This window comes from Arthrobacter sp. zg-Y769 (assembly GCF_020907405.1).
Lineage (GTDB): Bacteria > Actinomycetota > Actinomycetes > Actinomycetales > Micrococcaceae > Arthrobacter_B.
Genome location: NZ_JAJJOE010000014.1, coordinates 31105 through 53517, shown reverse-complemented (window position 1 = coordinate 53517; position 22413 = coordinate 31105). Strand labels below are relative to the sequence as shown.

The 22413-nt window shown below is 66.1% G+C and carries 19 protein-coding genes, 2 tRNA genes and 1 riboswitch; of the genes, 5 read left to right on the top strand and 16 right to left on the bottom strand.

The features are described from left to right. Positions 1-20: 20 nt before the first annotated feature. The 4 genes from LOC60_RS13815 to LOC60_RS13800 all read right to left on the bottom strand — a co-directional run bounded on the left by LOC60_RS13815 (position 21) and on the right by LOC60_RS13800 (position 3526). A complete protein-coding gene (locus LOC60_RS13815; protein ID WP_331460826.1) occupies positions 21-662 on the bottom strand; it encodes a CDP-alcohol phosphatidyltransferase family protein in 642 nt (213 codons plus the stop codon). 36 nt (positions 663-698) lie between these two features. Beyond that, a complete protein-coding gene (locus LOC60_RS13810; protein ID WP_230026121.1) occupies positions 699-1487 on the bottom strand; it encodes a phage holin family protein in 789 nt (262 codons plus the stop codon). 101 nt (positions 1488-1588) lie between these two features. After that, positions 1589-2980 carry a sugar porter family MFS transporter gene (locus tag LOC60_RS13805; RefSeq protein ID WP_230026119.1) on the bottom strand — a complete coding sequence of 464 codons (1392 nt, stop codon included), beginning with the start codon at positions 2978-2980 and terminating at the stop codon, positions 1589-1591. A 473-nt stretch (positions 2981-3453) separates the two neighbouring features. After that, positions 3454-3526, bottom strand: a tRNA-Asn gene (locus LOC60_RS13800). Between the two features lie 112 nt (positions 3527-3638). Here LOC60_RS13800 and LOC60_RS13795 point away from each other — a divergent pair. Continuing rightward, on the top strand, positions 3639-4079 hold the full coding sequence (locus LOC60_RS13795) for an NUDIX domain-containing protein (protein WP_230026117.1): 441 nt from the start codon (positions 3639-3641) through the stop codon (positions 4077-4079). A gap of 69 nt (positions 4080-4148) precedes the next feature. Here the strand turns inward: LOC60_RS13795 and LOC60_RS13790 are convergent. From LOC60_RS13790 to dusB, 5 genes are all read right to left on the bottom strand, one after another. After that, positions 4149-4221 (bottom strand) — tRNA-Asn (locus LOC60_RS13790). Positions 4222-4294: 73 nt separating this feature from the next. Then, positions 4295-6328 (bottom strand): DNA primase, encoded by a 2034-nt coding sequence (gene dnaG, locus LOC60_RS13785; protein WP_230026115.1) that lies wholly within the window; start codon positions 6326-6328, stop codon positions 4295-4297. 120 nt (positions 6329-6448) lie between these two features. Beyond that, positions 6449-9313, bottom strand: coding sequence for a thioester domain-containing protein (locus tag LOC60_RS13780; RefSeq protein ID WP_230026113.1), 2865 nt, complete (start codon positions 9311-9313; stop codon positions 6449-6451). A gap of 319 nt (positions 9314-9632) precedes the next feature. Then, the gene (locus tag LOC60_RS13775; RefSeq protein ID WP_230026111.1) at positions 9633-10916 is read right to left on the bottom strand and encodes a deoxyguanosinetriphosphate triphosphohydrolase; all 1284 of its coding nucleotides are present in this window, start codon (positions 10914-10916) and stop codon (positions 9633-9635) included. A gap of 8 nt (positions 10917-10924) precedes the next feature. Continuing rightward, the gene (gene dusB, locus LOC60_RS13770; RefSeq protein WP_229953216.1) at positions 10925-12097 is read right to left on the bottom strand and encodes a tRNA dihydrouridine synthase DusB; all 1173 of its coding nucleotides are present in this window, start codon (positions 12095-12097) and stop codon (positions 10925-10927) included. Between the two features lie 144 nt (positions 12098-12241). Here dusB and LOC60_RS13765 point away from each other — a divergent pair, with 144 nt between their 5' ends. Beyond that, positions 12242-12829, top strand: coding sequence for a TetR/AcrR family transcriptional regulator (locus tag LOC60_RS13765; RefSeq protein WP_230026109.1), 588 nt, complete (start codon positions 12242-12244; stop codon positions 12827-12829). Positions 12830-12899: 70 nt separating this feature from the next. Here LOC60_RS13765 and LOC60_RS13760 read toward each other — a convergent pair whose 3' ends face one another. The 3 genes from LOC60_RS13760 to LOC60_RS13750 form a co-directional block, all read right to left on the bottom strand. Next, complete coding sequence (locus tag LOC60_RS13760; protein WP_230026107.1) at positions 12900-13805, bottom strand: GNAT family N-acetyltransferase; 906 nt, start codon at positions 13803-13805, stop codon at positions 12900-12902. Then, a complete protein-coding gene (locus tag LOC60_RS13755; protein ID WP_230026105.1) occupies positions 13805-15193 on the bottom strand; it encodes a glycine--tRNA ligase in 1389 nt (462 codons plus the stop codon). The genes LOC60_RS13760 and LOC60_RS13755 overlap by 1 nt, the downstream gene beginning before the upstream one ends. Positions 15194-15384: 191 nt before the next feature. Beyond that, complete coding sequence (locus LOC60_RS13750; protein ID WP_230026103.1) at positions 15385-16398, bottom strand: DMT family transporter; 1014 nt, start codon at positions 16396-16398, stop codon at positions 15385-15387. Between the two features lie 76 nt (positions 16399-16474). Here LOC60_RS13750 and LOC60_RS13745 point away from each other — a divergent pair, with 76 nt between their 5' ends. Then, positions 16475-16705 (top strand): RNA-binding S4 domain-containing protein, encoded by a 231-nt coding sequence (locus LOC60_RS13745; RefSeq protein ID WP_229953222.1) that lies wholly within the window; start codon positions 16475-16477, stop codon positions 16703-16705. Here LOC60_RS13745 and LOC60_RS13740 read toward each other — a convergent pair. Then, positions 16702-17364, bottom strand: coding sequence for an alpha/beta hydrolase (locus LOC60_RS13740; protein ID WP_230026101.1), 663 nt, complete (start codon positions 17362-17364; stop codon positions 16702-16704). The two genes, LOC60_RS13745 and LOC60_RS13740, sit on opposite strands and share 4 nt — an antisense overlap. 89 nt (positions 17365-17453) lie before the next feature. Between LOC60_RS13740 and LOC60_RS13735 the strand changes: the two genes are divergently transcribed. After that, positions 17454-18296 (top strand): SGNH/GDSL hydrolase family protein, encoded by an 843-nt coding sequence (locus LOC60_RS13735; RefSeq protein WP_230026270.1) that lies wholly within the window; start codon positions 17454-17456, stop codon positions 18294-18296. 27 nt (positions 18297-18323) lie between these two features. Here the strand turns inward: LOC60_RS13735 and LOC60_RS13730 are convergent, their stop codons facing one another. The 3 genes from LOC60_RS13730 to LOC60_RS13720 all read right to left on the bottom strand — a co-directional run bounded on the left by LOC60_RS13730 (position 18324) and on the right by LOC60_RS13720 (position 21294). After that, positions 18324-18764, bottom strand: a complete 441-nt coding sequence (locus tag LOC60_RS13730; protein ID WP_230026099.1) for an SRPBCC domain-containing protein — start codon at positions 18762-18764, stop codon at positions 18324-18326. Between the two features lie 62 nt (positions 18765-18826). After that, positions 18827-19939 carry a homoserine O-acetyltransferase MetX gene (metX, locus tag LOC60_RS13725; RefSeq protein WP_230026268.1) on the bottom strand — a complete coding sequence of 371 codons (1113 nt, stop codon included), beginning with the start codon at positions 19937-19939 and terminating at the stop codon, positions 18827-18829. A 38-nt stretch (positions 19940-19977) separates the two neighbouring features. Then, positions 19978-21294 (bottom strand): bifunctional o-acetylhomoserine/o-acetylserine sulfhydrylase, encoded by a 1317-nt coding sequence (locus LOC60_RS13720; RefSeq protein ID WP_227924411.1) that lies wholly within the window; start codon positions 21292-21294, stop codon positions 19978-19980. Positions 21295-21371: 77 nt separating this feature from the next. Then, positions 21372-21488: riboswitch (SAM riboswitch) on the bottom strand. Positions 21489-21648: 160 nt separating this feature from the next. On the opposite strand from LOC60_RS13720, the gene LOC60_RS13715 reads away from it, so the two are divergent. Next, positions 21649-22299, top strand: coding sequence for a VOC family protein (locus LOC60_RS13715; RefSeq protein ID WP_230026097.1), 651 nt, complete (start codon positions 21649-21651; stop codon positions 22297-22299). Positions 22300-22413 lie beyond the last annotated feature (114 nt).

Below are 22413 nucleotides of genomic sequence, written 5' to 3'. Positions count from 1 at the left end.
CCGCGGCAACGGCCGCCGTCCTAGGGTGCATGGCCGGTTCCGGTTCCGGCCGGGACATGCTCGCGCTGGTGCAGGTATTTGCGCCACGCGGCAACAAGGTATCCGGCGGCTGCGGCGACGTGGCCGATGCACCCCAGTGCCAGCACCGCGGAACCGGCGGTCGAGAGCCAGTGATGGTCAAATCCCTCCACCCGGCCCAGCAGCAGCAGGGGTGCGCCCAGCAGCAATAACGCGGTGCGGATTTTGCCGACGGTGCTTACCGGCAGGTCGGGGTTTCCCCGGAACAGCAGCAGCGAGTTGGCGATCAGGACGGCGTCGGGGATGGCGATGCACAGGATCAGCCACACCGGCGCGACGCCGTCTACTACAAAGGTGGCGGCCACGATGATCAGTGCCAGCCTGTCGGCTACCGGGTCCAGCCATTGGCCGGTAGTCGAGACCTGGTTGAGCCGGCGGGCCAGATATCCGTCTATCCAGTCGGTGCAGCCCACTGCCACCAGGGTGAGGAACGCACTCCCGTAGCGGTCCTCGCTGATGAACAGGACAAACAGGGGGATGCCGAGAAAGCGAAGGACCGTGATCAGATTCGGTAAGGTCCAGAACCGTTCCAATACGGTTATTTCCGTATCGGGACGTGCTCCGGCACCGATAAATCTGATCACGGTCCGTTCCCCTCGTCAAAGATGTACGAGTCCAGCTTACTTTCGCGCGAGCCGTCGGAACATGAGCAGCATTGCCAGCACGGAGGCCGCCATTACCGAAAGCGGCTGCCAGCGTTCCTTGATCAGAGCCAGCACATCGTCGGCCGTGGAGGGACCGTTCGTGCTGTCTTCCTTGCCGCGGGCCGCGGCTGCACGGCGGGACTTCAGCTCCTGGATGCGGGCCTTGACGTCCACTTTCTCGCCGAGTCCGTCCCGGACTGCAGCGAGGTGCTCGCGGCGCTGCCGGGCACGGGTGCGCAGTTCCTCGGGAGTGGGCTGCTTCGGACCTTCAGGCTTGTCAGCCTTCTCGGCCTTCTCTGCCTTCTTGTCCTTCGGCTCCTTGGGCTTATCCAGCGTGGCCGGATCGAAGCTGCGGCCTTCCTTCAGAACGCCGATGTCGTACCGGACGCCGCGGATGGCTTCTTCGGGAAGCAGCGGGAGGGTCTTCTTGAAGCGGCTGTAGCCGATGAATCCGGCAATGCCTGCGATCACCAGGAACAGCGCGGCGACCAGCAGGGCGGCCAGCCAGCCCGGCAGAACCAGCGACAGTGCCAGGATGCCGGCTACCAGCAGCGAAATCGCCAGCGCGGCGACCATAAGCAGCGCCACCACCATAAAGGCAGCAGCAATGCCGGCCTTGATGCCCTTTTGCTTCATTTCGGCTGTGGCGAGGGCGAACTCGTCATTCAGCTGACGCGGCGTCAGGCGGGCCATGACCTTCGCCAGCCCAACCAGCGACGAGCTCCCCGCCGTTCGCTGTGTCCGAGTGCTAGCGGAGCGGTTCATGCGCCCAGCCTCCGTCCCCTGTTCAGTATTCACCGTTGCCATAACCCCAAATTACCATTCTCCTCAGCGTTATCAGTTTGCCCATCAGCACCAGCTGTACGTCAGGACGTTTCGAGGCCCTCCCGGTCCTCGAGTTCGCGGCCGGACAGCTCGGGAAGTTTGGTCTTCACGAACCAGAAGGACAGCACCGCGAACGCGGTAAAGATGGCGTACATGATCCAGACCCCGAAGTTATCGCTGACCCACGGGAAGGCAAGGGTAACAATGAAATTGAAGATCCAGTTGACCATGGCACCCAGGCCCAGGGCCAGGGAGCGGATGTTGTTCGGGAAGACCTCGCCCAGCGTCACCCACATGACCGGCCCCCAGGTCGCCGCAAAGAAGACCACGAAGAGGTTTGCGCCCACCAGGGCCACCGGACCCCAGATGCCGGGCAGGGAGACTTCGCCGTTGACGTCCACGGCCTGGAAGAACGACACCGTGGCTGCCAGCAGGCCCACGAACATGCCGGCCGAACCGATCATCAGCAGTTTGCGCCGGCCGATGCGGTCCACGAAGGCGATGGCAACCAGCGTCATCACGACGTTCACGATCGAGGTGATCACCGACGTCGTAAAGGAATCGCTTTCGCTGAATCCCACGGACCGCCACAGAGTGGTGGAGTAGTAGAAGATCGCGTTGATGCCGACCAGCTGCTGGAATGCGGCAATGGCCATACCGACCCACAGGATGGGCTGGAGACCGAACTTGGGACCGCGCAGGTCCCGGAACGTCGGCTGCGGGCTCTTGAAGCTGTCGCGGATGTCGGCAATCTTGCGATCCGTATCCGTCACGCCGGAGATGGTGGTGAGCACCTTGGCGGCTTCGGCGTCGCGGTTCTTCCGCACCAGGTACTGCGGGGATTCCGGAATGGTCAGTGCCAGGACACCGTAGACAATGGCGGGTGCGACGCCGACCAGCAGCATCCAGCGCCAGGCCGGCAGGCCCCACCACAGTTCACCCAGCGCGCTGCCTGCGGTGTTCGCCAGGAAGGCATCGGAGAGCAGGGCGGCAAAAATGCCGATCGTGATTGCCAGCTGCTGGACGGAGCCCAGCGCGCCGCGCCATTTGGCGGGTGCAACTTCGGCAATGTAGCCGGGGGCGATAACGGACGCGGTACCAATGGCCAGGCCGCCGACCAGCCGCCAGAGCATGAGGTCCCACTCGGAGAAGGCCAGTGCCGAGCCCACGGAGTTGGCCGCGAACAGCACTGCGGCGCCGACCATAACCAATTTGCGGCCAAGCTTGTCCGCCAACTGGCCGGCGAACCATGCGCCGGCTGCACAGCCGAGCAGGGTGATGGCCACGGTGAACCCCAGGATGCCCGGGCTGAGGGTGAATTCCTCGCCGATGGCATCCACCGCGCCGTTGATCACTGCGGTATCGAACCCGAAGAGCAATCCGCCCACCGCTGCGGCAACGGTGACACCAATCACCTTGCCGGGGTGGGCCACCCGTTTGGATCCGCCTTTGTTAGGTCCTGGCTGCGTCGCGCCCATCGACCGTTCCTCGTTTTCTACTCAACTAGCTGCGTACACGTGACTGGTGTCAAAACACTTAAGCCTACGCATAACACTAAGCATGCTTGTTCATGCACGGTAGCCGGAGTGCGTCTCAAGCAACAGATCCGCGCTCAACGATCCCGGCGGATTGGAGGTTGCCTGCCCTTGAATTGCGGCCCGGGCACCGGGCGGACCATCCCGTCCGGGCATCGGAACCGGGTGGGAAGAACCAGCCCGATGTCGCTCACCTCACAGGTTTCCGGTTCCGGAAAGCCACTGCGGGTGCAGATCCCTGCGCTTTGTGCAGATCCCTGCGCCGCGCACCGCGGGAAACCGGACAAAGTGCAGGGATCCGGACAAACTGCGGGACCCTACGAAAAAGGGTCTGCGACACGGGAAAACCCGGTCACAGACCCTTTGCGTTGCTCCCCCGACTGGACTCGAACCAGTAACCCTTCGATTAACAGTCGAATGCTCTGCCAATTGAGCTACGGGGGAAAGCGGCGTCCTCAACTATACAGGAAGTTCCGGGTGCTGCCGAACCGGACAGCCGGAGCCACTCCGGTGTGCTGTTGGGGGTGCGGAGGCCGGGCTCGTGAGACTGTTGCCCATGATCAAACCGGTCCGGAAAGTCGTCTGCTACGTAGTCCAGCGGGAGCATCTGCTGGTTTTCACCCATAACGCAGTACCGATGGAAGTCACGGGCGTGCAGGTTCCGGCAGGAACGATCCGGCCCGGTGAAAAGCCGGTCCATGCCGCAGTCCGCGAACTGCAGGAGGAAACCGGGCTAGCCGGCAGGATCGGGAAATACCTTGGGCAATCCCGGTACGACCTGCGCCCGATGCGCCAGGAGATTGCGACCCGCCACTTTTACCAGCTGGAGGTTCCGGTCAGTGACCTCTCGGCCCGCTGGGAGGCTGGCGAGCCGGATCCGGACGACGGCGGATCCCCCGTCTCCTGGACCTGCTGGTGGATGCCGCTGAACCAGGCGCAGGCGCATGTCCTTGCCGGCGGACTTGGTGCCAGGCTCGGCCAACTGGGCGGCAGGTGACCCCGGCACGCCGCCGGGCACAAAAAAGATCCCTGACCTGCATAACTGCAGGTCAGGGACCTTTGCTTGCTCCCCCGACTGGACTCGAACCAGTAACCCTTCGATTAACAGTCGAATGCTCTGCCAATTGAGCTACGGGGGAAAGCGGCAGGTTTTACTTTACAGAGATTCCGCGCCGAAACGAAATCGGCGCCGCGCCGGAGGGATCCGTGCCGCTACTGGTCTCCGCGCAGGGCCCGGCGCTGCATTTCCAGCTCCATGAGTTCGCGGTTGAGTTGGTGGAACAACTCCTGATCGGCATTGGGGTCCAGCCGCTGCAGCTGACCCAGTTTCTCTGCCTTCAGGTGCGTCACCTGCAGCTCAAAGAGCCGGTTCAGGATGTCCCGGCAGTACAGGAGCAGTGCATCGGCGTCCCGGGCGGGCAGCGGCGTCACGGCCAGCTCGCTCACGAAACCGCGCATCGGCTCCGGCAGTTCCTCACGCACCCGCTCCACCCACGAGGCGGGGGCGGTTCCGGCTTCACCGGCGGCACGGATCGCGTCGTGGACGGCTACATAGGCAGGCACGGTGAACCGCGCCGCCTTGAACCGTTCCCACTGCCCGGCGTCGAGCATGCCCGGCTGCTGCAGGGCGACTTCCAGCGCCTGGCGTTCCATCCGGGCGGCAGGATCATTCGGGTTGGGACGGCTGAAACCGGATGAAGCCTCCGGTTCCTGCGGCTGGCCCTGCTCCCGGCCGTACGCCTGGTTCTGGCCCTGCCACTGCCGCGGCTGCTCATCGCGCCGCCCGTACTGCTGCTGATTGCCGCGCTGCTGGCCCCCGCGCTGGCCGTATTGCTGCCGGCCCTGCTGCCCTTCCGGGCTGCGTCCGGCCGGTATGCTCTGGCCGGCATGGTCTTCGCCGGGGGCTGCCTTGCCTCGCTTGGCTGCGGCGTTGACCGCCCGGCTGACGTCGTCGACGTCGGTCCCCAGCCATCCGGCGAGTTCCCGGGCATAGCCAGGACGCATCGCCGGGTCACGGATGTCCGCCACCACCGGAGCCGCCGCACGCAGCGCGGAGACGCGGCCCTCCACGGTGTTGAGATCAAACTTGCGCAGCGTGGACCGGATCGCGAACTCGAAGAGCGGACGCCGGGAAGCGATCAGCTCGGCGACGGCGGAGTCGCCGTGGGTCTGGCGGATGTCGCACGGGTCCATGCCGTTGGGATCCACGGCGACATAGGTCTGCGCGGTGAACCGCTGGTCCTCTTCGAAGGCACGCAGGGCGGCCTTCTGGCCGGCGGCATCGCCGTCGAAGGTGAAGATGACCTCTCCCCCGGTGCCGTCGTCGGAGAGCAGCCGGCGGGCAATCTTGATGTGGTCGGTGCCGAAGGCGGTGCCGCAGGTGGCGACGGCGGTGGTGATGCCGGCCAGATGGCACGCCATGACGTCGGTGTAGCCTTCCACGACCACCAGCTGCCGGGTCTTGGCGATGTCGCGTTTGGCCAGGTCGATGCCGTAAAGGACCTGGGATTTCTTGTAGAGCGGCGTTTCGGGAGTGTTGAGGTACTTGGGGCCCTGATCGTCTTCGTAGAGCTTGCGCGCGCCGAAGCCGATGACGGCACCGGTGAGGTCGCGGATGGGCCAGATCAGCCGGCCGCGGAAGCGGTCGTAGAACCGGGAGGCGTCGGAGCCGGTGGAGAACATCCCGGTCTCGGCCAGTTCTTCGCGGGTGAAGCCCTTGGACGTGAGGTGCTTAAGCAGTGAATCCCAGCCCTGCGGGGCGTAGCCGACCCCGAAGTGCTCCGCCGCAGCCGGGTCGAAGCCGCGTTCCTGCAGGAAGTTCCGGGCCGCGGCGGCCCCCTGCGTGCCGAGCTGGCTACGGAAGAACTCCGCTGCCACCTTGTGCGCATCCAGCAGGCGCTGCCGCTTGCCGACGTCTTCGCGGCGCGGACCCGTGCCGCCGTCTTCGTAGTGCAGCTCGTACCCGAGCCGGGCGGCGAGTTTCTCCACCGTTTCGGAGAAGGTGCCGTGGTCCATTTTCTGCACGAAGGAGATCACGTCGCCGCTCTCGCCGCAGCCGAAGCAGTGGTAGGTGCCCACCTGCGGGCGGACATGGAAGGACGGCGAGCGCTCGTCGTGGAAGGGGCACAGCCCCTTGAAGGAGCCGATACCCGCCGATTTCAAGGTCACATAACCGTCGATCACGGCCTTGATATCAGTGCGTAGCCGCACTTCATCGATGTCTTCACGCTTGATCAGTCCGGCCATAGCATCCAGTCTATTCTTCCCTGCCAAACCGGCCCGTAAAGGCCCCTCGAAGCAGGGAAATGCGCTCGGCGTCCGCTGATGAAGCTGCGGACGCCGAACGCCTCCGGTATCCGGCGTCCCCTATTTCTCCTCGTCAGGACGCCGGCCGAGGAAGATCCCCAGGCCGCCGATCAGGCACAGCCCCGCACCCAGTGCCAGATAGGCACCGGCGGATACCTCAAGGCCGGTGGCGGGCAGGTACGGCCGGCTCGGCTTGTACCCGGCCGGCGCCGGCCCCTGCACGAAGCTGTAGGTGTTGACTGCTTCTGCCGTGATGATTCCTCCACTCGGGACCGTCACCGGATCGGGAAGGTCGGAGGCCACCTGGATTGCCGCTGAGGCCCCGCTGGACGTTTCCGTGACCGTGCATTCGCTGCCCGCCGCCAGTCCGTCGAATACCGCGGTGACAGGCCCCGTGGTGCCGGCGGGAATGCTCACGCTTTCGTCCAGTACCGAACCGTCGGGGCCGCACCGGACCTGCAGGATGATTTCCCCCTGCGCTCCTGCTGCCTCACCGGCAATGACCTTGGTGACCGCAAGCGTGCCCGGGAGAAACGCGTAGGTATTGGTCACCGTAGCGCCGACGGTATCGCCGGCAAGGATGGTGACCGGCTCCGGAGCGTCAGTGGTCACGGTGACGGCGGCCGTAGCTCCGGTCACCGGTTCCGTAATGGAGCAGGAAGCACCTGCAGGGATATTCGAGAATTGTGCCCCCACATCCCCGGTGATCCCTTCCGGGGCTTGGGACACCTCCTCGAATACCGTCTCCCCGTCCAAGGTGCACAGGACATCGATCTCCAGGGCCCCTTGGTTTCCCGCCGCCCCGCCGCCGATGACCTTCGTCACGTTCAAAGTGCCTGGGTTCACCGCGTAGGTATTGGTGACGGTAGCTTCCGCCGTTTGCCCGGCGGCTATGGTCACATCCTCAGGCAGCTCCACGGTGACACCCACCACCGCGGTTTCACCAGTAGCCGGTTCGCTGACCGCACAGCTGGCACCTTCCGGAATTCCGCTGACCGTGCCGGGAACGGTTCCTTCGGCGCCTGCTCCGATGGTGATGTCCTGGCGTGTGACCTCTTCTCCGTCCACGGTGCAGACGACCTCCACGGTGATGGGACCCTGCTGACGGGCTGCCGGGCCGGCAATCACCTTGTCAACTATCAGGGCCCCGGGATTCACGGTGTACGTATCCGTCACGGTGACCTCCACGCCGTCGCCTGCGGGGACGGTGACAGTCCCGCCCGTAGGATCAACCACAGTGGTGACGCTGACCTCGGTGGTGGCGCCGTCGGCGGTCTCGGTGACCGTGCAGGTGGCTCCCGGAGGCAGGTCCTCAAACTCCTGAGTTGTCGGTTCAGTGATGCCGGCCGCAACGGGCACGGTCTCGTTCAGGACCGTCGCGCCTGCAGCGGTGCAGGTCACCTGCAGCGTGACGGCGCCCTGCCTGCCGGCGCCGGTTCCGGCGATGTCCTTCCGGACGGCGAGGGTCCCCGCGGTGAAGGTGTAGTCATTGGTCAGTGCGGCAGTAACGCTGCCTGCTGGGGGCACCGTTACGGTTCCTTCCCCGGTCACGTTAACCGCCACGGCGGTGCCTGAGCCGTCAACGGTTTCCGTCACCGTGCAGCTGGTGCCGGGCTCAAGCTCCGGGAACTCCGCTGCCTCCGGGCTAATGGTTCCCGCCGGAATGGTTACCGTTGTGTCCACCGCGGTGGTCCCGTCCAGGGTACAGACCACGGAGATCGTCACCTCGCCCTGGGCTCCGGCCGCTTCCCCGGTGTTGGTTTTGGTGACCACCAGCGTTCCCGGCGTAAAGGTATAGGTGTCCGTGACCGCCGCTGTCACAGTGCTGCCGGAGACGATCGTGACGGCGCCGGGCAGGATGGGGGGGCTCACCTGGACGCTGTCATTGACTCCGGTGGTGGGTTCGGCAATGGTGCAGGTGGAGCCCGCGGGAATATCGTTGAACGTCTCGGAGAGTGTGCCGGTGGCCTCCGCGTCGATGCTGAAGGTGAACTGGTTGTCTGCGCCGCAGTCGATAGTGATTACGACGGCGTCCTGGCTGCCGGCGGCCGGGCCGGCAATCGTCTTCGTGACGGTCAGCGATCCCACTTCGGTGAAGGCTGCGGCCGCCGTCGCGTTGGAGCTGAGCTCCCGCGTGACAGCCAAAATCAGCTTCTGGGCGTTGTTCACCCCCGGCGTTGCCGCGTCGTAGAGATAGACGTTGCCCGTGGGTACGGTGACCGCGGCCCGGGCCGTAAGGTTTGCCGGTCCCGTTGCGCCCATGTCGCTGCGCACCCAGATCTGCGTTCCGCTGGGCACCGGGCTGTTCAACGGAACGGTCCCGTCGGCGTCGGCGTAGAGGCTGAAGCCTTCGTCCACCGTTACTTCGATTTCATCCGCTTCCGACGTCACCGTGTGCGGTCCGGCGACTCCGGTCACGGGTGCTCCGGTAGTGGGCGGAGTGATGGCGATCGCCGGAGGGTCCGGCTCCTCCAACGGGCCCGCGTCGATGGTGGCATTCACGATGGAAGCGACGGTCGAGTAGAGAGCACTCTGCCGATTGAGGACAAACCCGTCCGTGAAGAACCAAATGGCAGCCTGCACTGCGGCGGCCTTGCTATCGGCGTTCCCTGCCGGAAGGTCGGTGCTCGGATAGTAGGTGTTCAGGATCCGGTTGACATAGCCGATGTTGGGAACGTTGGACTCATCCCATGAGCCGTTTTCGTAGCCGATCCCAACCCTCGCGGAGGTGCGCAGGTCGATGCAGTACATCTCGGCCGTGGTGGTGCCGCTGGCGTCCTGGGTATTGATGATGCCGGCAAAGCGCACGTTTTCCGTCTGGTACCCGGCCGGAACACCGGCGGGATACGCGTCAATGGGCCAGGTTTGCCCCAGGGGCGGCAGCCCTCCCGAAACGCTCCTCCCGGCGCCCAGCGAGGTGATCACGATGTCAGTGTTCGAGTTGTTGCCAGGAGGCGCACCAAGAAGAGGCCCGGGGTCCACGTCGGCCTGCGCGGGCAGCCCCAGCGGCAACATCGCCAGGCCCAGCAGGAAAACCAGGAGGCTCCGAGAGTGGAACCGTCGGCTTCGGCTCCTGACGCGACGTAGTGGGCGGGAACGGGTTGTCTGCTGAGTGCTCATAGCGGTCCTCGGGTGCGCGTGTCCGGCCGACCGCCCGGCGATGGTGACTCGCCGGACGCTGAACCACCCCGCGCCAGAGGCTAACGGTGCACACACCCCACCGCCAGAGAGCCGGCCGCAATCTCTACCAGAGCGCCGGAACCGGTCCTACCAGCCGCTCATGCAGGGCCAGTGCTGAACCGTCCGTCAGCGAGGCCACCTGGTCGACGACGACGCGCAGCCGGGCGCCGTCGTCGGCCGCGTCCCGCCAGTCCGCGGCGAACATCGGGTCCAGGTGCTTATCCCCGGTGGCGGAGAGCTGGGCTACGAGGGCGGTGAGGATTTCACGCTGGCGTTCGTACAGGGGCTGGCGCTGGTCAGTGGTCATCACGAACGTGGTGGCCAGGCCCTTCATCACGGCGATTTCCAGCTGGGTGTCCTCGGGGACCACCATTTCGGCGTTGTACCGGGTCAGCGGGTCGGTGCCGTAGATGCCGCGCGTGGCTTCCAGGGCGCTGTTGCAGAACCGGCCGATCAGCTGGCTGGTCATGTCCTTCAGGGCCGCCATCGCACGGCGGCTGCCGTCCGATTCGCGCACCCAGACATTGGTGGCTTCCAGCCGGGCGAGGGCCGCGTCAATGGCGGCGGCGTCGACGCCGGGCAGGTACCACTGCTGGGTATAGCCGACCACACGGGCGCGCTGGTCGGGATTGTCCAGCCACTTGAGCTGCACGTGACCGGCGACTATCGCGTCTTCGACGTCGTGCACCGAGTAGGAGATGTCGTCCGCCAGATCCATGACCTGTGCTTCAAGGCAGGAGCGGCCGTCCGGAGCGCCGTCGCGCAGCCAGGTGAAGACAGGCAGGTCATCCTCGTACACACCGAACTTTGTGGTGCGGTGCCCGTTCACGAGCGGGGCATCGGCAATGGACCAGGGGTACTTGGTGGCGGCGTCCAGGCTGGCGCGGGTCAGGTTGAGCCCGGCGGGCGTGCCGTCGGGAGCAATGATCTTCGGCTCCAGCCGGGTCAGCAGCCGCAGGGTCTGTGCGTTTCCTTCGAACCCGCCGATCGCATGCGCAATATCGTTCAGCGCGGTCTCGCCGTTGTGGCCGAAGGGCGGGTGCCCCAGGTCGTGGGACAGGCACGCGGCGTCAACGACGTCGGGATCGCAGCCGAGCGCATTGCCCAGTTCCCGGCCCACCTGCGCCACCTCAAGGCTGTGCGTCAGCCGGGTACGGACAAAGTCGTCCGTGTCCGGGGCGACCACCTGGGTCTTGGCACCGAGTCGGCGCAGCGCGGAGGAATGCAGCACCCGCGCACGGTCGCGGCCGAACTGCGTGCGGTTGGTGTTCTTAGCCGGTTCCGATACCCAGCGGGCCAGGTCAACGTCGGTATAGCCTGCGGTTTCTACTGCCTGCGGGAAGGTCATGGGGTGCTTTAGCCGCCTGATACGTCGAGTTCGGCTGCGGAGATGATGGATTTCTGGGCGGCGTTGAGTTCCCGCCCGTCCAGCCAGCCTTCCGGCAGCGCTGTCTTTTTGGGTGTTCCTGCCCGTCCGCGCGGTCCCTCGGCGTCTGTGCCGGGGTAGGGAGCGTCGGGGTCCAGCTGGTCAAGCAGTTCACGGAGGACCGCCAGGGACGGTACCGTCGCCAGTTTAGCGCGGAGGTCTCCCCCGACTACGTAGCCCTTGAAGTACCACGCCATGTGCTTGCGGATGTCGCGCAGGGCAATCACTTCGTCGCCGAAGGTTTCCACCAGCAGTTCGGCATGCCGGTACACGCTGTCGGACACCTGCTTCAATCCGGGCCTGTGCCGCTCGGTGCTTCCCTCGAAAGCCGCTTCCAGGTCACCGAAGAGCCACGGGCGGCCCTGGCAGCCCCGTCCGATGACGACGCCGTCCACGCCGGTTTCGCGCACCATGCGGATGGCGTCCTCGGCGGACCAGATGTCGCCGTTGCCCAGGACGTTCATGTCCGGCAGGGCTTCGCGCAGTTCCGCGATGGCGGACCAGTCGGCCTTGCCGGAGTAGAACTGCGACGCCGTGCGGCCGTGCAGGGTCACCGCGGCCACACCGGAGTCGCGGGCGATCTTCCCGGCGTCGAGGAAGGTCAGGTGGTCCTCGTCAATGCCCTTGCGCATCTTGATGGTCAGCGGCACGTTGCCCCGGGAGGCTTCCTTCACTGCCGTCTGGACGATGGCGGTGAACAGGTCCAGCTTCCATGGCAGGGCCGAGCCGCCGCCCTTGCGGGTGACCTTGGGGACCGGGCAGCCGAAGTTCAGGTCAATGTGGTCGGCGCGGTCCTCTTCCACCAGGAGTCGGACGGCTGCACCGACGGTCTTGGGATCCACGCCGTAGAGCTGGACGGAGCGGACCTTTTCGTCGTCGTCGTGTTTGATGATCCGCATGGATTCCGGCGAGCGTTCCACCAGCGCGCGGGAGGTGACCATTTCAGTCACGTACAGCCCTCCCCCGTATTCGCGGCAGAGCCGGCGGAAGGCCTTGTTGGTAATGCCGGCCATGGGTGCCAGGATCACCGGCGTGTCCACGGTGATCGGGCCTAGCTGCAGAGGGGGAAGCTCGAGCTTGAGTTCCGGAGATAAAACAGTCACCCCTCTATTCTCGCAAGCCGATGCAAATCCTGTCCGGTGCCCGGCCAGGCGGCCCGCCCGCTCCGGCGGCCCCGGCCCCGGCCCCCGGCGGCCCCTAAGATCGAAGGGACAGCATTTCCCTTCCGCCTAAGGATCCATCTCCGCATGCCACGCGAATCCGGCACCAAGCGCGCCATCCTCGACGCCGCGCTGGAACTAGCCGCCGCCAACGGCATCTCCGGCACCACCATGGACGATGTGGCCGAACGCGCCGGGGTGGCCAAGGGAAGCCTTTACTACAACTTTTCCTCCAAGGACAAGCTCTTCGAGAAACTCCTGCTGGAGGGCGTGGGGGGCCTTGCCGGGTGCCTGCGGTCGGCCCGAAGCGGCCTCGACGGGTGGGACGCGATTGAGTCGATGGTCCGCGCCCTCCTGGAGCTATTGTCCGAAAACCGCGCCCTGGCCCGGCTGATGGCTGCGGAAATCCTGCGCACGGACCGCTCCTGGCAGCACTCCCTGAACCTGCTGCGCCAGGAGGCGCTGACCGAATTCGTGGAGCCCGTCCGGCAGGCCGGAGGCGCGGCGTCCGGGCTGTCCGGCGGCGGTTCGGACGGCCTCACGCTGATCGCCGGGAGTGTCTTCGGCGCCACCCTGATGGGTGCACTGGACTGGCTCGTGTTCGATCCGGACCGCTCCGTGGAGGATGTTGCCGCCGCTGTGCTCTATGCCCTGTCCGGGCGGCTGAAGTCCTAAAGCCCGGGAAACCACAAGAGGCGGCCTCCGCATTCTGCGGGGGCCGCCTCTTGTGGTTCTGCTTGGAAAGCTAGTCGCTCAGGATCAGCGTTTCGCTGCCGACCTGCCGCGCAGCGCCTACCTTGATCAGAGGTGCCAGCGCCCGGACCACGGCTGTCATGGACTCATCCACTTCCAGCTGCACCGGGTACTGGTACGCGAGCATGGCCACCAGGGACTCCACCGCGGCCTGGGCCTCGTCAAGGTCCAGTGTGGTGTCGTAGCCGACCAGGACGTCGGCGGGTTCGTCCGTGCGTTCCTGCGTGTAGCTCACCGCGAAGGCGGCGATCTTCCCGCCGTCCTTCTTCGGCTTGTCCCGCAGGACCACGGCACCTGTTGCTCCGGTGGCGTCGTTGAGCAGCATCTGCTGGGCCTTACCGAGGGTCATGTCGGCGCGGTCCCATTCATGCACTGCGTTGTAGAACTGCGTGACGGACTGGGTGAGTTCCACGGAACCGGTGGCTGCCTCGTCCAGCTGGGGGCCGTCGTCGGTGAAGACGGGCAGCTTCAGCCGGCCCGGCTCCACCAGCACTACGCAGGACCGCTGGATCACAGTGAGCCCGGCGGCCTCGGCAAAGGCAGCGGCCGGGGTGCCCGGCTCCACCTTCGCGCGCAGCTTGGTCACGCCCGACGGCGCCGACTCGGCTTCCTTGCGCAGCATGTCCAGCAGGGCGGTGCCGAGTCCGGTACGCCGGTTTTCGCGGGCGACCTCCACATAGGCCCACAGCCGGTCCGGATGCAGGCTCGTCTCGTAGACGACGCCGGCGGCTACCGGAATGCCGTCGTCTTCGGCCACGATGCAGCGGCTCCACGGTTCGTTGGAGGAGGGACGCAGCACGGCACGGAACTGCCCGGCCTGCGGACTCTCCGGGTCGCCCCAGAGCTGGTTCAGTTTAAGGTCGTCGTCTTCACGCCATTCGCGGAACGAGATTGCCATTACGCGCCGATCAGCCGTTCGGCCAGGTAACCCTCGACCTTGTCCAGGCTCACCCGTTCCTGCGCCATGGTGTCGCGTTCGCGCACGGTGACGGCGTGGTCTTCGAGCGTGTCGAAGTCAACGGTGATGCAGAACGGGGTGCCGATCTCGTCCTGGCGGCGGTACCGGCGGCCAATGGCGCCGGCGTCGTCGAAGTCGATGTTCCAGTTGCGGCGCAGCTGTGCGGCGAGGTCCTTGGCCTTGGGCGAAAGGTCCTCGTTGCGGCTCAGCGGCAGCACGGCGGCCTTGACCGGGGCCAGGCGCGGATCCAGCTTCAGGACGGTGCGCTTGTCGACGCCGCCCTTTGCGTTGGGTGCCTCATCCTCGGTGTAGGAGTCCACCAGGAACGCCATGAAGGAACGGGTCAGGCCGGCGGCGGGCTCGATCACGTACGGGGTGAAGCGCTCGTTCGTGGCCTGGTTGAAGTAGCTCAGGTCCGTGCCGGAATGCTTGGAGTGCGTGCCGAGGTCGAAGTCGGTGCGGTTGGCGATGCCCTCGAGCTCGCCCCACTCGGAGCCCTGGAACCCGAAGCGGTACTCCACGTCGGTAGTGCCCTTGGAGTAGTGGCTGAGCTTTTCCAGCGGGTGCTCGAAGAGGCGCAGGTTGTCCGGGTTGATACCCAGTTCCGTGTACCAGTTGAACCGGTTTTCGATCCAGTACTTATGCCATTCCTCGTCCGTGCCCGGTTCGACGAAGAATTCCATTTCCATCTGCTCGAACTCGCGGGTGCGGAAGATGAAGTTGCCCGGCGTGATTTCGTTGCGGAAGCTCTTGCCGATCTGGCCAATGCCGAACGGCGGCTTCTTGCGCGAGGTGGTCAGCACGTTGTTGAAGTTCACGAAGATGCCCTGGGCCGTCTCCGGGCGCAGGTAGTGCATGCCCTCTTCATTGGCCACCGGGCCGAGGAAGGTCTTGAGCAGGCCGGAGAATTCCTGCGGTTCGGTCCACTGGCCCTTGGTGCCGCAGTTGGCGCAGGCAATGTCGGCCAGGCCGTTTTCGGGGGCGTGGCCCTTCTTTTCCTCGTAGGCCTCTTCGAGGTGGTCGGCACGGTAGCGCTTGTGGCAGCTCAGGCACTCCACCAGCGGATCCGAGAAGACCTCCACGTGTCCGGACGCTTCCCAGACCTGGCGCGGAAGGATGACGGCGGAATCGAGCCCGACGACGTCGTCGCGGCCGCGGACCATATGCTGCCACCACTGCTTCTTGATGTTTTCCTTGAGTTCGACACCCAGGGGGCCGTAATCCCATGCGGACCGGGACCCGCCGTAAATCTCACCCGACTGGAAAACGAACCCCCGGCGCTTGGCCAGGGAGATGATGGGATCCAGCTTGGATTTGGTCGAAGCCATGGAATGGTACCGCCGTTCTTTTCGTGTCTAGAGGGCCGCTGGGTGCGGTCCTCTTCTGGTCCCTTTGGCATCCGCGCCACCGCAGAGAGGGTGGTCGGTTCTTCGCCGCCGGGCAAAGCTACAACTACCAGCTTAAGGCGGCGATGCCCTGCCGACCTACCGGCGTCCGTTTAGGCGCGGCTTTCCTCCGGTCAGCGCGGGGTGGATGCGGCGTCGGTCCGGCCGGTACGACGACGGCGGAACGGGCCGCCGCCGGGCATGTTCCACGGCAGCGTGGCCAGCACAATGGCGAGCAGCGTGAGCAGGGTTCCGAGCACGGTTGCCGCCACCACTACGCTGCCCGGGGCGGGGAAGACAATGTCCAGCAGCAGCGAGCCGATCAGCTGACCGCCGATCAGTCCGAGGCTGGTGAGCAGGACGCCCAGGCTGCGCACCAGCAGGGCACCGACACCGATGAAGATGCAGCCCAGCGGACCGCCGAGGTACAGCCACCACTCGCCGGGCAGCGGGTTGCCGGGCCCCGAAACCGCAACCTTGATCCCCCACATCACGGCCAGCAGGACGGTGCCGGAAATGAAGTTCACCAGCGTCGCGGTGATCGGCGTGCCGTAATGCATGCCCGTGGTGCCGTTCATGGCCTGCTGGAAACTCATCAGCATGCCCGCAGTCAGGGGCAGCAGCACCGGCAGGAGCCATTCGGAGGGCTCTCCCCCGGCACCGAGCTTCGGGCTGACGGCCCAGGCCACGGCGGCAATGGTCAGCACCGCGCCCACCACCCGCATGACGGTCAGCGCCTTTTTGCCGGCCGGCCCGATGCCCAACCGGTCCACCACCAGCCCCGTGAGGGTCTGTCCGGCGACGGCGGCAACGGTAAACACGGCCACGCCCAGGACGGCGACGGTCAGGGTCTGGGAAAGCACGAAGTAGCCGCCGATCATGCCGGCCAGGACGTAGTAGCGCGGGAACCGGCGCTCCCGCAGCGAGGGAATCAGCTGTCCGGCGCCGGCCCGTCCGCGGGGCAGGGCCAGGCTGATGGCGACCATGACCACCAGCCCGACAAGGAAGCTGACCAGGGCGGCGGCCAGGCCGTCGTCGAGCCGTTGGCCCAGGGCGCCGTTGACGCGGGCCTGGGACGGGATGGCAACCCCGGCAAGCAGGGACAGGGGCAGACCGATCAGCGGGGACATCCGCACAGCATTTGGCACCCGACTACCCTACCGCTCCGGCCGGCAGCGAGCCGTCGGAGCAGGCCGGAGCGGGAAAGTCGGGCAGAATGGAGGCATGAGTTCCTCCGATGCCCAAGACCTTCCCATCCGCGACGAAATGATCCGCCTGGGCCAGCTGCTCAAGCTCGCCAACCTGGCCGAGGACGGGATCCAGGCCAAACAGCTGATCGAAGACGGCATGGTCAAGGTCAACGGCGACATTGAAGAGCGCCGCGGCCGCCAGCTGCACGCCGGCGACCTGGTCTCCGTGAACGGCGAAACGGTGCGGATTACCCGCGAAGGCTAGCTCGCCCGGGTTCCGGCGCGCAGCACCGTGTGCACCAGGAACTCCTTCACATGGCCCAGCTCCTGCATGTTGATGCCGTGGCCCATGTTCGAGTAGAGGATCTTGGTCATAGCGGTGTGGGCATTGAGCCAGGCATGCGTGTATTCGATCCGCGGCGCATCGATGACCGGGTCGGCCTGGTCCCGGCCCCAGAAGAAGGGCACGCCGCCCGGCTGCAGTTCGTCGTCGTGGAAGAACGGGTTGTCCTGCGACGGGACCACAAAACCGGAGAGCCCGACGACGGCGGCGAAGTCCTGCGGGCGGTGCCGCAGCAGGGTGGTGGCCACGGCCATCCCCATCGAGAAGCCCAGGAGGCTCACGCTGGTGTGGCCGTCACGAACGGTGTCCAGCCACGCGGCGACGTCCGCCACGGACTCCACTACGGCGTCCACGGAGTAGTCGGCCTCGCTCATCAGCGGGAACCAGGTGTACCCGGGGCCGGAGGCCTGCGGTGCGCGGACCGAGGCGATGGTGAAGTTTTCCGGCAGATAATCCGCCAGTCCCATCAGGTCCTCTTCGTTGGCCAGGTATCCGTGGAAAAGAACCAGCAGCGGAGTGCCTGCCCGTTCAGCTTCGGGTTTTGACCAGAGGACAACGGGATTCCAAGCGGGTTTTGTCATGCTTTATATTCTGGCATGCCGGTATTTATAACCTACGGTCGCGTAGCCAAGGGCCGGTTTGCAAGTATTGACCGGTGAGTACAAATTCCCTGCCCGAGGCCGCCCTTTCTTCCGATTCCAGGCAGGAGCACCCTCCGCTGCACCTCTGGTCCCGGTTCGTAGCCATGGGCGATTCCTTTACCGAGGGCATCGGCGATCCCCATCCCGACAGTCCGGGCGGCAACCGGGGGTGGGCGGACCGCGTGGCGGAGGAACTGGCTTCGGAACAGCCCGACTTTGCCTATGCGAACCTGGCCATCCGTGGCCGGCTGCTGAACCAGATCATCGACGAGCAGCTGGAACCGGCCCTGGCGCTGAAGCCGGATCTGGTCACCATCTGTGCCGGCGGCAACGACGTGATCCGCCCCGGCGGCGATCCGGACCGGCTGGCCGAACGCATGGACGGTGCCGTTGCCCGGCTGCGCGCGGCAGGTGCCGGCGTTGTCCTCTTCACCGGCCCGGACCTCGGGAGTACCCCCGTGTTGGGCAGTGTCCGTGGCCGGGCTGCGATCTACAACGAAAACCTGCGGACCGTGGCGCAGCGGCACGGCGCCATCATTGCCGACATGTGGGCGCTGCGCGAGTTGAATGATCCGCAGATGTGGGCTCCGGACCGGCTGCACTTCTCTCCGCTGGGACACCACACCATCGCCGCGATGGTGCTGGACACGCTGCAGGTGCCGCATTCCCTGCAGCCGCTGGAAACCAAGCCCCTGCCCGCCAAAAAGTGGCGGACGGCCCGCTCCGAAGACATGGTCTGGGCCCGCGAGTTCCTGTTCCCCTGGGTGGTCCGCCGGGTGCGCCACCAGTCCTCGGGTGACGGGATCTCGGCCAAGCGTCCCGAGGCCGGCCCGATGTTCGGACAGCGGATGCCGCAGGGTTCCGCGGACTAGGGCTGTTTTTCAGGCGCCGCCCGCTTTTCAGGCGCCGCCCGCCTGCTGCGCCTGGTCGGTTTTCTCGGCCTGCTCAATGAGGTTCGCCAGATGGAAGGCCCACCCTTCCCGGTGGGCTGCGGAAAGCTCGGCGCCCACTCCGGCGTCGAGCGCCGCAAATCCGCTCTCGGTGACCGCTATCCCGGTGGTATCTGTCTCGTCGGTCAGTTCGAAACTGACCACGGTGTGGGCGCCCCATTCGGGTGCCGTCCAGCGGAAGGAAAGCAGCCGGCCCGGGGCGACCGCCAGCACAGTACCGGTGGCGGTGTGCTCCACTCCGTCCTCGCTCCACCGCTCTTTCAGGGGCGCTCCCGGGTGCGGGGCGAAGTCCATGTCCGGCCACCAGGCGGCCCGGTTATCGACGAGCACGTGCCAGAGCACCTGCGGGGTGCACTGCGCCCGGCCGGAAAGAGAGATCCGATCTGCCATGGGGAATGTTCTCCCACGAATTGCCCCGGCGGGCAAGGGGTAGGCCCTGTTGTCCCGCCGTCCTACCCGAAGACCTCCCGCGTCAGTGCACCGGAAATCTCCCGGACGCTGGTCAGGAAGCCGTCATGCCCGATGGGTGCCCGAATGAGATGGACCTGCGTTCCCCGGGGCAGGGCTGCTGCCAGATCCGCGGACTGCTGGGGAAAGTACAGCCGGTCCGATTCCACCGCGGCAATAAAGAAGTCCGCCGTTGTGCCTGCGAGCGCCGCCCGCAGGGATCCCCGGCCCCGGACGACGTCGTGGCTGACCAGGGCTTCGGTGAGCACCAGATAGCTGTTGGCATCGAACCTGCCGGCCAGCTTCCTCGCCTGGTGGTCCAGGTAGCTCTCCACGGAGTACCGGCCCCTTCCGGCCGGGTAGGCGGCGCCGAACGGGTCTTCGGCCGCCTGCGGGGACCGTCCGAACCGGTATTCCAGTTCCGGTTCGGACCGGTAGGTGATGTGCGCGATCCGGCGGGCCAGGCCGAGCCCGGCCAGCGGAGGCGTGCCGTTGTAATAGTCCCCTCCGTTGAAGGCCGGATCCAGCCGGATTGCGGCCAGCTGTGCCTGGGCAAACGCAATCTGTTCGGCCGTGCTGGCCGCGGTCGCCGCAATCACTCCGCAGTGCCGCACCCGGTCCGGCTCGGTTACCGCCCATTCCAGCGCCCGCGCTCCCCCAAGCGAGCCGCCCAGCACGGCATGCCAACGCGCAATACCCAACCGGTCCGCCAGCCGGGCCTCCGCCCGGACCGAATCCCGGATGGTGACGAACGGAAACCGCGACCCCCAGGGCAATCCGTCCGGGTCCGCCGAAGCAGGCCCGGTGGAGCCGTAGCAGCCGCCCAGCATGTTGACCGAGACCACGAAGTACCGGCGGGTGTCCACGGTCAGGCCCGGCCCTACAAGCTCCTCCCACCAGCCCGGTTCGGTGCTGCTCCCCCGGGCTACATGGCTGCTGCCGGTCAGGGCGTGGGGGATCAGCACCGCGTTGCCGGCCTCCGGGTCCAGCTGCCCCCACGTCTCGTAGGCGAGGACGACGTCGGGCAGGTACCCGCCGGTTTCCAGTTCCAGTCCCCCAATGGACGCATACTGCAGCACCCCGTCCTTTTCGGCGGGGTGCTGCAGCGGCTCCGGCAGCGACTCGCGCTGCGGAGCCGGGTGCCGGGGCACGGAAGCTACGCTCCCTTGGCGGCCCGGAACCCGGCGTCGAGGTCCGCGAGGATGTCATCGATGTGCTCGATGCCCACCGAAAGCCGGACCAGCCCCGGGCTGACGCCGGCGGCCAGCTGCGCTTCGGCACCAAGCTGGCTGTGGGTGGTCGACGCCGGGTGGATGACCAGCGACCGGACGTCGCCGACGTTGGCCACATGCGAATGCAGTTCGAGTCCGTCCACAAAGCGCTTGCCGGCGTCGATGCCGCCCTCGATCTCAAAGGAGACAATGGCGCCGGTGCCGCGCGGCCCGTATTTGCGGCCGCGCTCAAACCACGGGCTGGACTCCAGGCCCGCGTACGCCACCGACACGACGTCGTCGTGCCCTTCCAGCCAGTTGGCGACGGCGACCGCGTTGGCAACGTGCCGCTCCAGCCGCAGGCTCAGGGTTTCCAGGCCCTGGGCAATCAGGAACGCGTTGAACGGCGACACCGCGGACCCGAGGTCCCGCAGCAGCTGTACCCGCGCCTTGAGGATGAAGGCAAGGTTCGCGCCGAGGGCGCCGTTGACGCCCAGGTCCCGGGCGTAGACCAGTCCGTTGTAGCTTTCGTCCGGGGTATTGAAGCCGGGGAACTTCTCCGGATCCGCGGCAAAGTCGAAGTTGCCCGAATCCACGATGACGCCGGCAATGGCCGTCCCGTGCCCGCCGAGGTACTTCGTGGCCGAGTGGACCACAATGTCGGCGCCCCATTCAATCGGGCGGATCAGGTACGGCGTCGACAGGGTGTTGTCCACGATCAGCGGCACTCCTGCCTCGTGGGCCACGGCGCTGATGCCTTCCAGGTCCAGGACATCCTGGCGGGGGTTGGAGACCACCTCGCCGAAGAAGGCCTTCGTGTTGGGCCGGACGGCGTCGCGCCAATGGTCCAGGTTGTCCGGGTCCTGCACGAAGGTGGTCTCAATGCCGAACCGCTTCAGGGTGTGCTTCAGCAGGTTGTAGGTGCCGCCGTACAGGCTGGGGCTGGCGACCACATGGTCGCCGGCCTGCGCAAGGTTCAGCAGCGCAAAGGTTTCCGCGGCCTGGCCGGACGCCAGCAGCAGGGCACCGACGCCGCCCTCCAGGGAAGCGATCCGGTTCTCCACCGCCTCCTGCGTAGGATTGCCGATCCGGGTGTAGATCGGTTCCAGTTCGGCCAGGGCGAACCGGTTCGCGGCCGCCTCCGCACTTGGAAAAACGAAGGACGTGGTCTGGTAAATGGGCAGGGCACGTGCACCGGTGACGGCGTCGGGCTCCTGGCCTACGTGGATCTGGCGGGTTTCAAATGACCAATCTGCACTCATGATGCTCCCTCAAACCAGGGGCCGCACAACGCCGCCGGGGTGCATCCGGGTACGCCGGATGTCCGGTGGGGTCATGGGACCCGCGCTTGCCGGACGCCCGTTTGGCGTACGGCCAGGTCTTCACCCGGGGCACCCCACCGCGGTTGGAGGGTTGCCGGCCAGCAAGCCGGGGCTATCTGCTGGCACTCATGACCTGCACCTATGGAAGCCGATATGCCGCCGTCGCGCAACCTCTATGACGCAGCGTGAAAACAGGAAAAGTTTCGGTGCTGCTCCGGCGGCACGGCAGGGAGATTTCCGCACTAAGGCTTCCCTTGGTCGAGACGCGTATCACAACGTGCCACAATGGGCCGCATGCGCTTGGACCATGTTTCTTATGCCTGTGAATCCGACGGTCTTTTGGCCACCACCGAGAGGATTGCTGCTGCTCTCGGCGCCGATTACGTGAAGGGTGGCGTCCACCCCCGGTTCGGTACCCGCAATATGATCCTGCCCCTGGCCAACAACCAGTACGTCGAGGTGGTGGAGGTACTGAACCACCCGGCGTCGGACAAGGCGCCGTTCGGCCAGGCCGTACGCCAGCGTTCCGAATCCGGCGGCGGCTGGATGGGGTGGTGTGTTTCCGTTGACGACCTGTCTCCCTTCGAGGAACGCCTCGGCCGGGAGTCCGTCCCGGGCAACCGCAAGTTCCCCGACGGCCAGGAACTGACCTGGCGGCAGATCGGCATCAACGGGCTGATCGCCGACCCGCAGGTCCCCTATCTGCTCCGCTGGGACGACGGCACGGCTGAACTGCACCCCTCCAACGCCATTCCGGGGATGCCCGGTTCGGTGAAGCTGAGGTCCCTGACCATTGCCGGATCGGCCGCACGCGTCACCGACTGGCTGGGCCATCCGGTGGAGAAACCGCTGGAAAACGTCGATGTCACGTGGATTGCCCCGGCCGGAACGCCGGGCATCATGTCCGTCACGTTCGATACCGCGAACGGCCCTGTCGAGATCTAGTTCCGGGTTCTGCTGTCGGTTTGGGTCGGTTCGCCGTGGCCGGTATTTCCCAAACCGGTTGATTCTTCCGGAAACGGCAGGGTTTTCCACATGAAGACGGTCCGCCCTCCCGAT

What these genes read in the sequence shown, in the direction of transcription:
- LOC60_RS13810 (WP_230026121.1), bottom strand. Translation starts at nt 1,487, where the DNA reads ATGAACCGCTCCGCTAGCACTCGGACACAGCGAACGGCGGGGAGCTCG.
- LOC60_RS13795 (WP_230026117.1), top strand. Translation starts at nt 3,639, where the DNA reads ATGATCAAACCGGTCCGGAAAGTCGTCTGCTACGTAGTCCAGCGGGAG.
- dnaG (WP_230026115.1), bottom strand. Translation starts at nt 6,328, where the DNA reads ATGGCCGGACTGATCAAGCGTGAAGACATCGATGAAGTGCGGCTACGC.
- LOC60_RS13775 (WP_230026111.1), bottom strand. Translation starts at nt 10,916, where the DNA reads ATGACCTTCCCGCAGGCAGTAGAAACCGCAGGCTATACCGACGTTGAC.
- LOC60_RS13765 (WP_230026109.1), top strand. Translation starts at nt 12,242, where the DNA reads ATGCCACGCGAATCCGGCACCAAGCGCGCCATCCTCGACGCCGCGCTG.
- LOC60_RS13760 (WP_230026107.1), bottom strand. Translation starts at nt 13,805, where the DNA reads ATGGCAATCTCGTTCCGCGAATGGCGTGAAGACGACGACCTTAAACTG.
- LOC60_RS13755 (WP_230026105.1), bottom strand. Translation starts at nt 15,193, where the DNA reads ATGGCTTCGACCAAATCCAAGCTGGATCCCATCATCTCCCTGGCCAAG.
- LOC60_RS13745 (WP_229953222.1), top strand. Translation starts at nt 16,475, where the DNA reads ATGAGTTCCTCCGATGCCCAAGACCTTCCCATCCGCGACGAAATGATC.
- LOC60_RS13740 (WP_230026101.1), bottom strand. Translation starts at nt 17,364, where the DNA reads ATGACAAAACCCGCTTGGAATCCCGTTGTCCTCTGGTCAAAACCCGAA.
- LOC60_RS13730 (WP_230026099.1), bottom strand. Translation starts at nt 18,764, where the DNA reads ATGGCAGATCGGATCTCTCTTTCCGGCCGGGCGCAGTGCACCCCGCAG.
- LOC60_RS13720 (WP_227924411.1), bottom strand. Translation starts at nt 21,294, where the DNA reads ATGAGTGCAGATTGGTCATTTGAAACCCGCCAGATCCACGTAGGCCAG.
- LOC60_RS13715 (WP_230026097.1), top strand. Translation starts at nt 21,649, where the DNA reads ATGCGCTTGGACCATGTTTCTTATGCCTGTGAATCCGACGGTCTTTTG.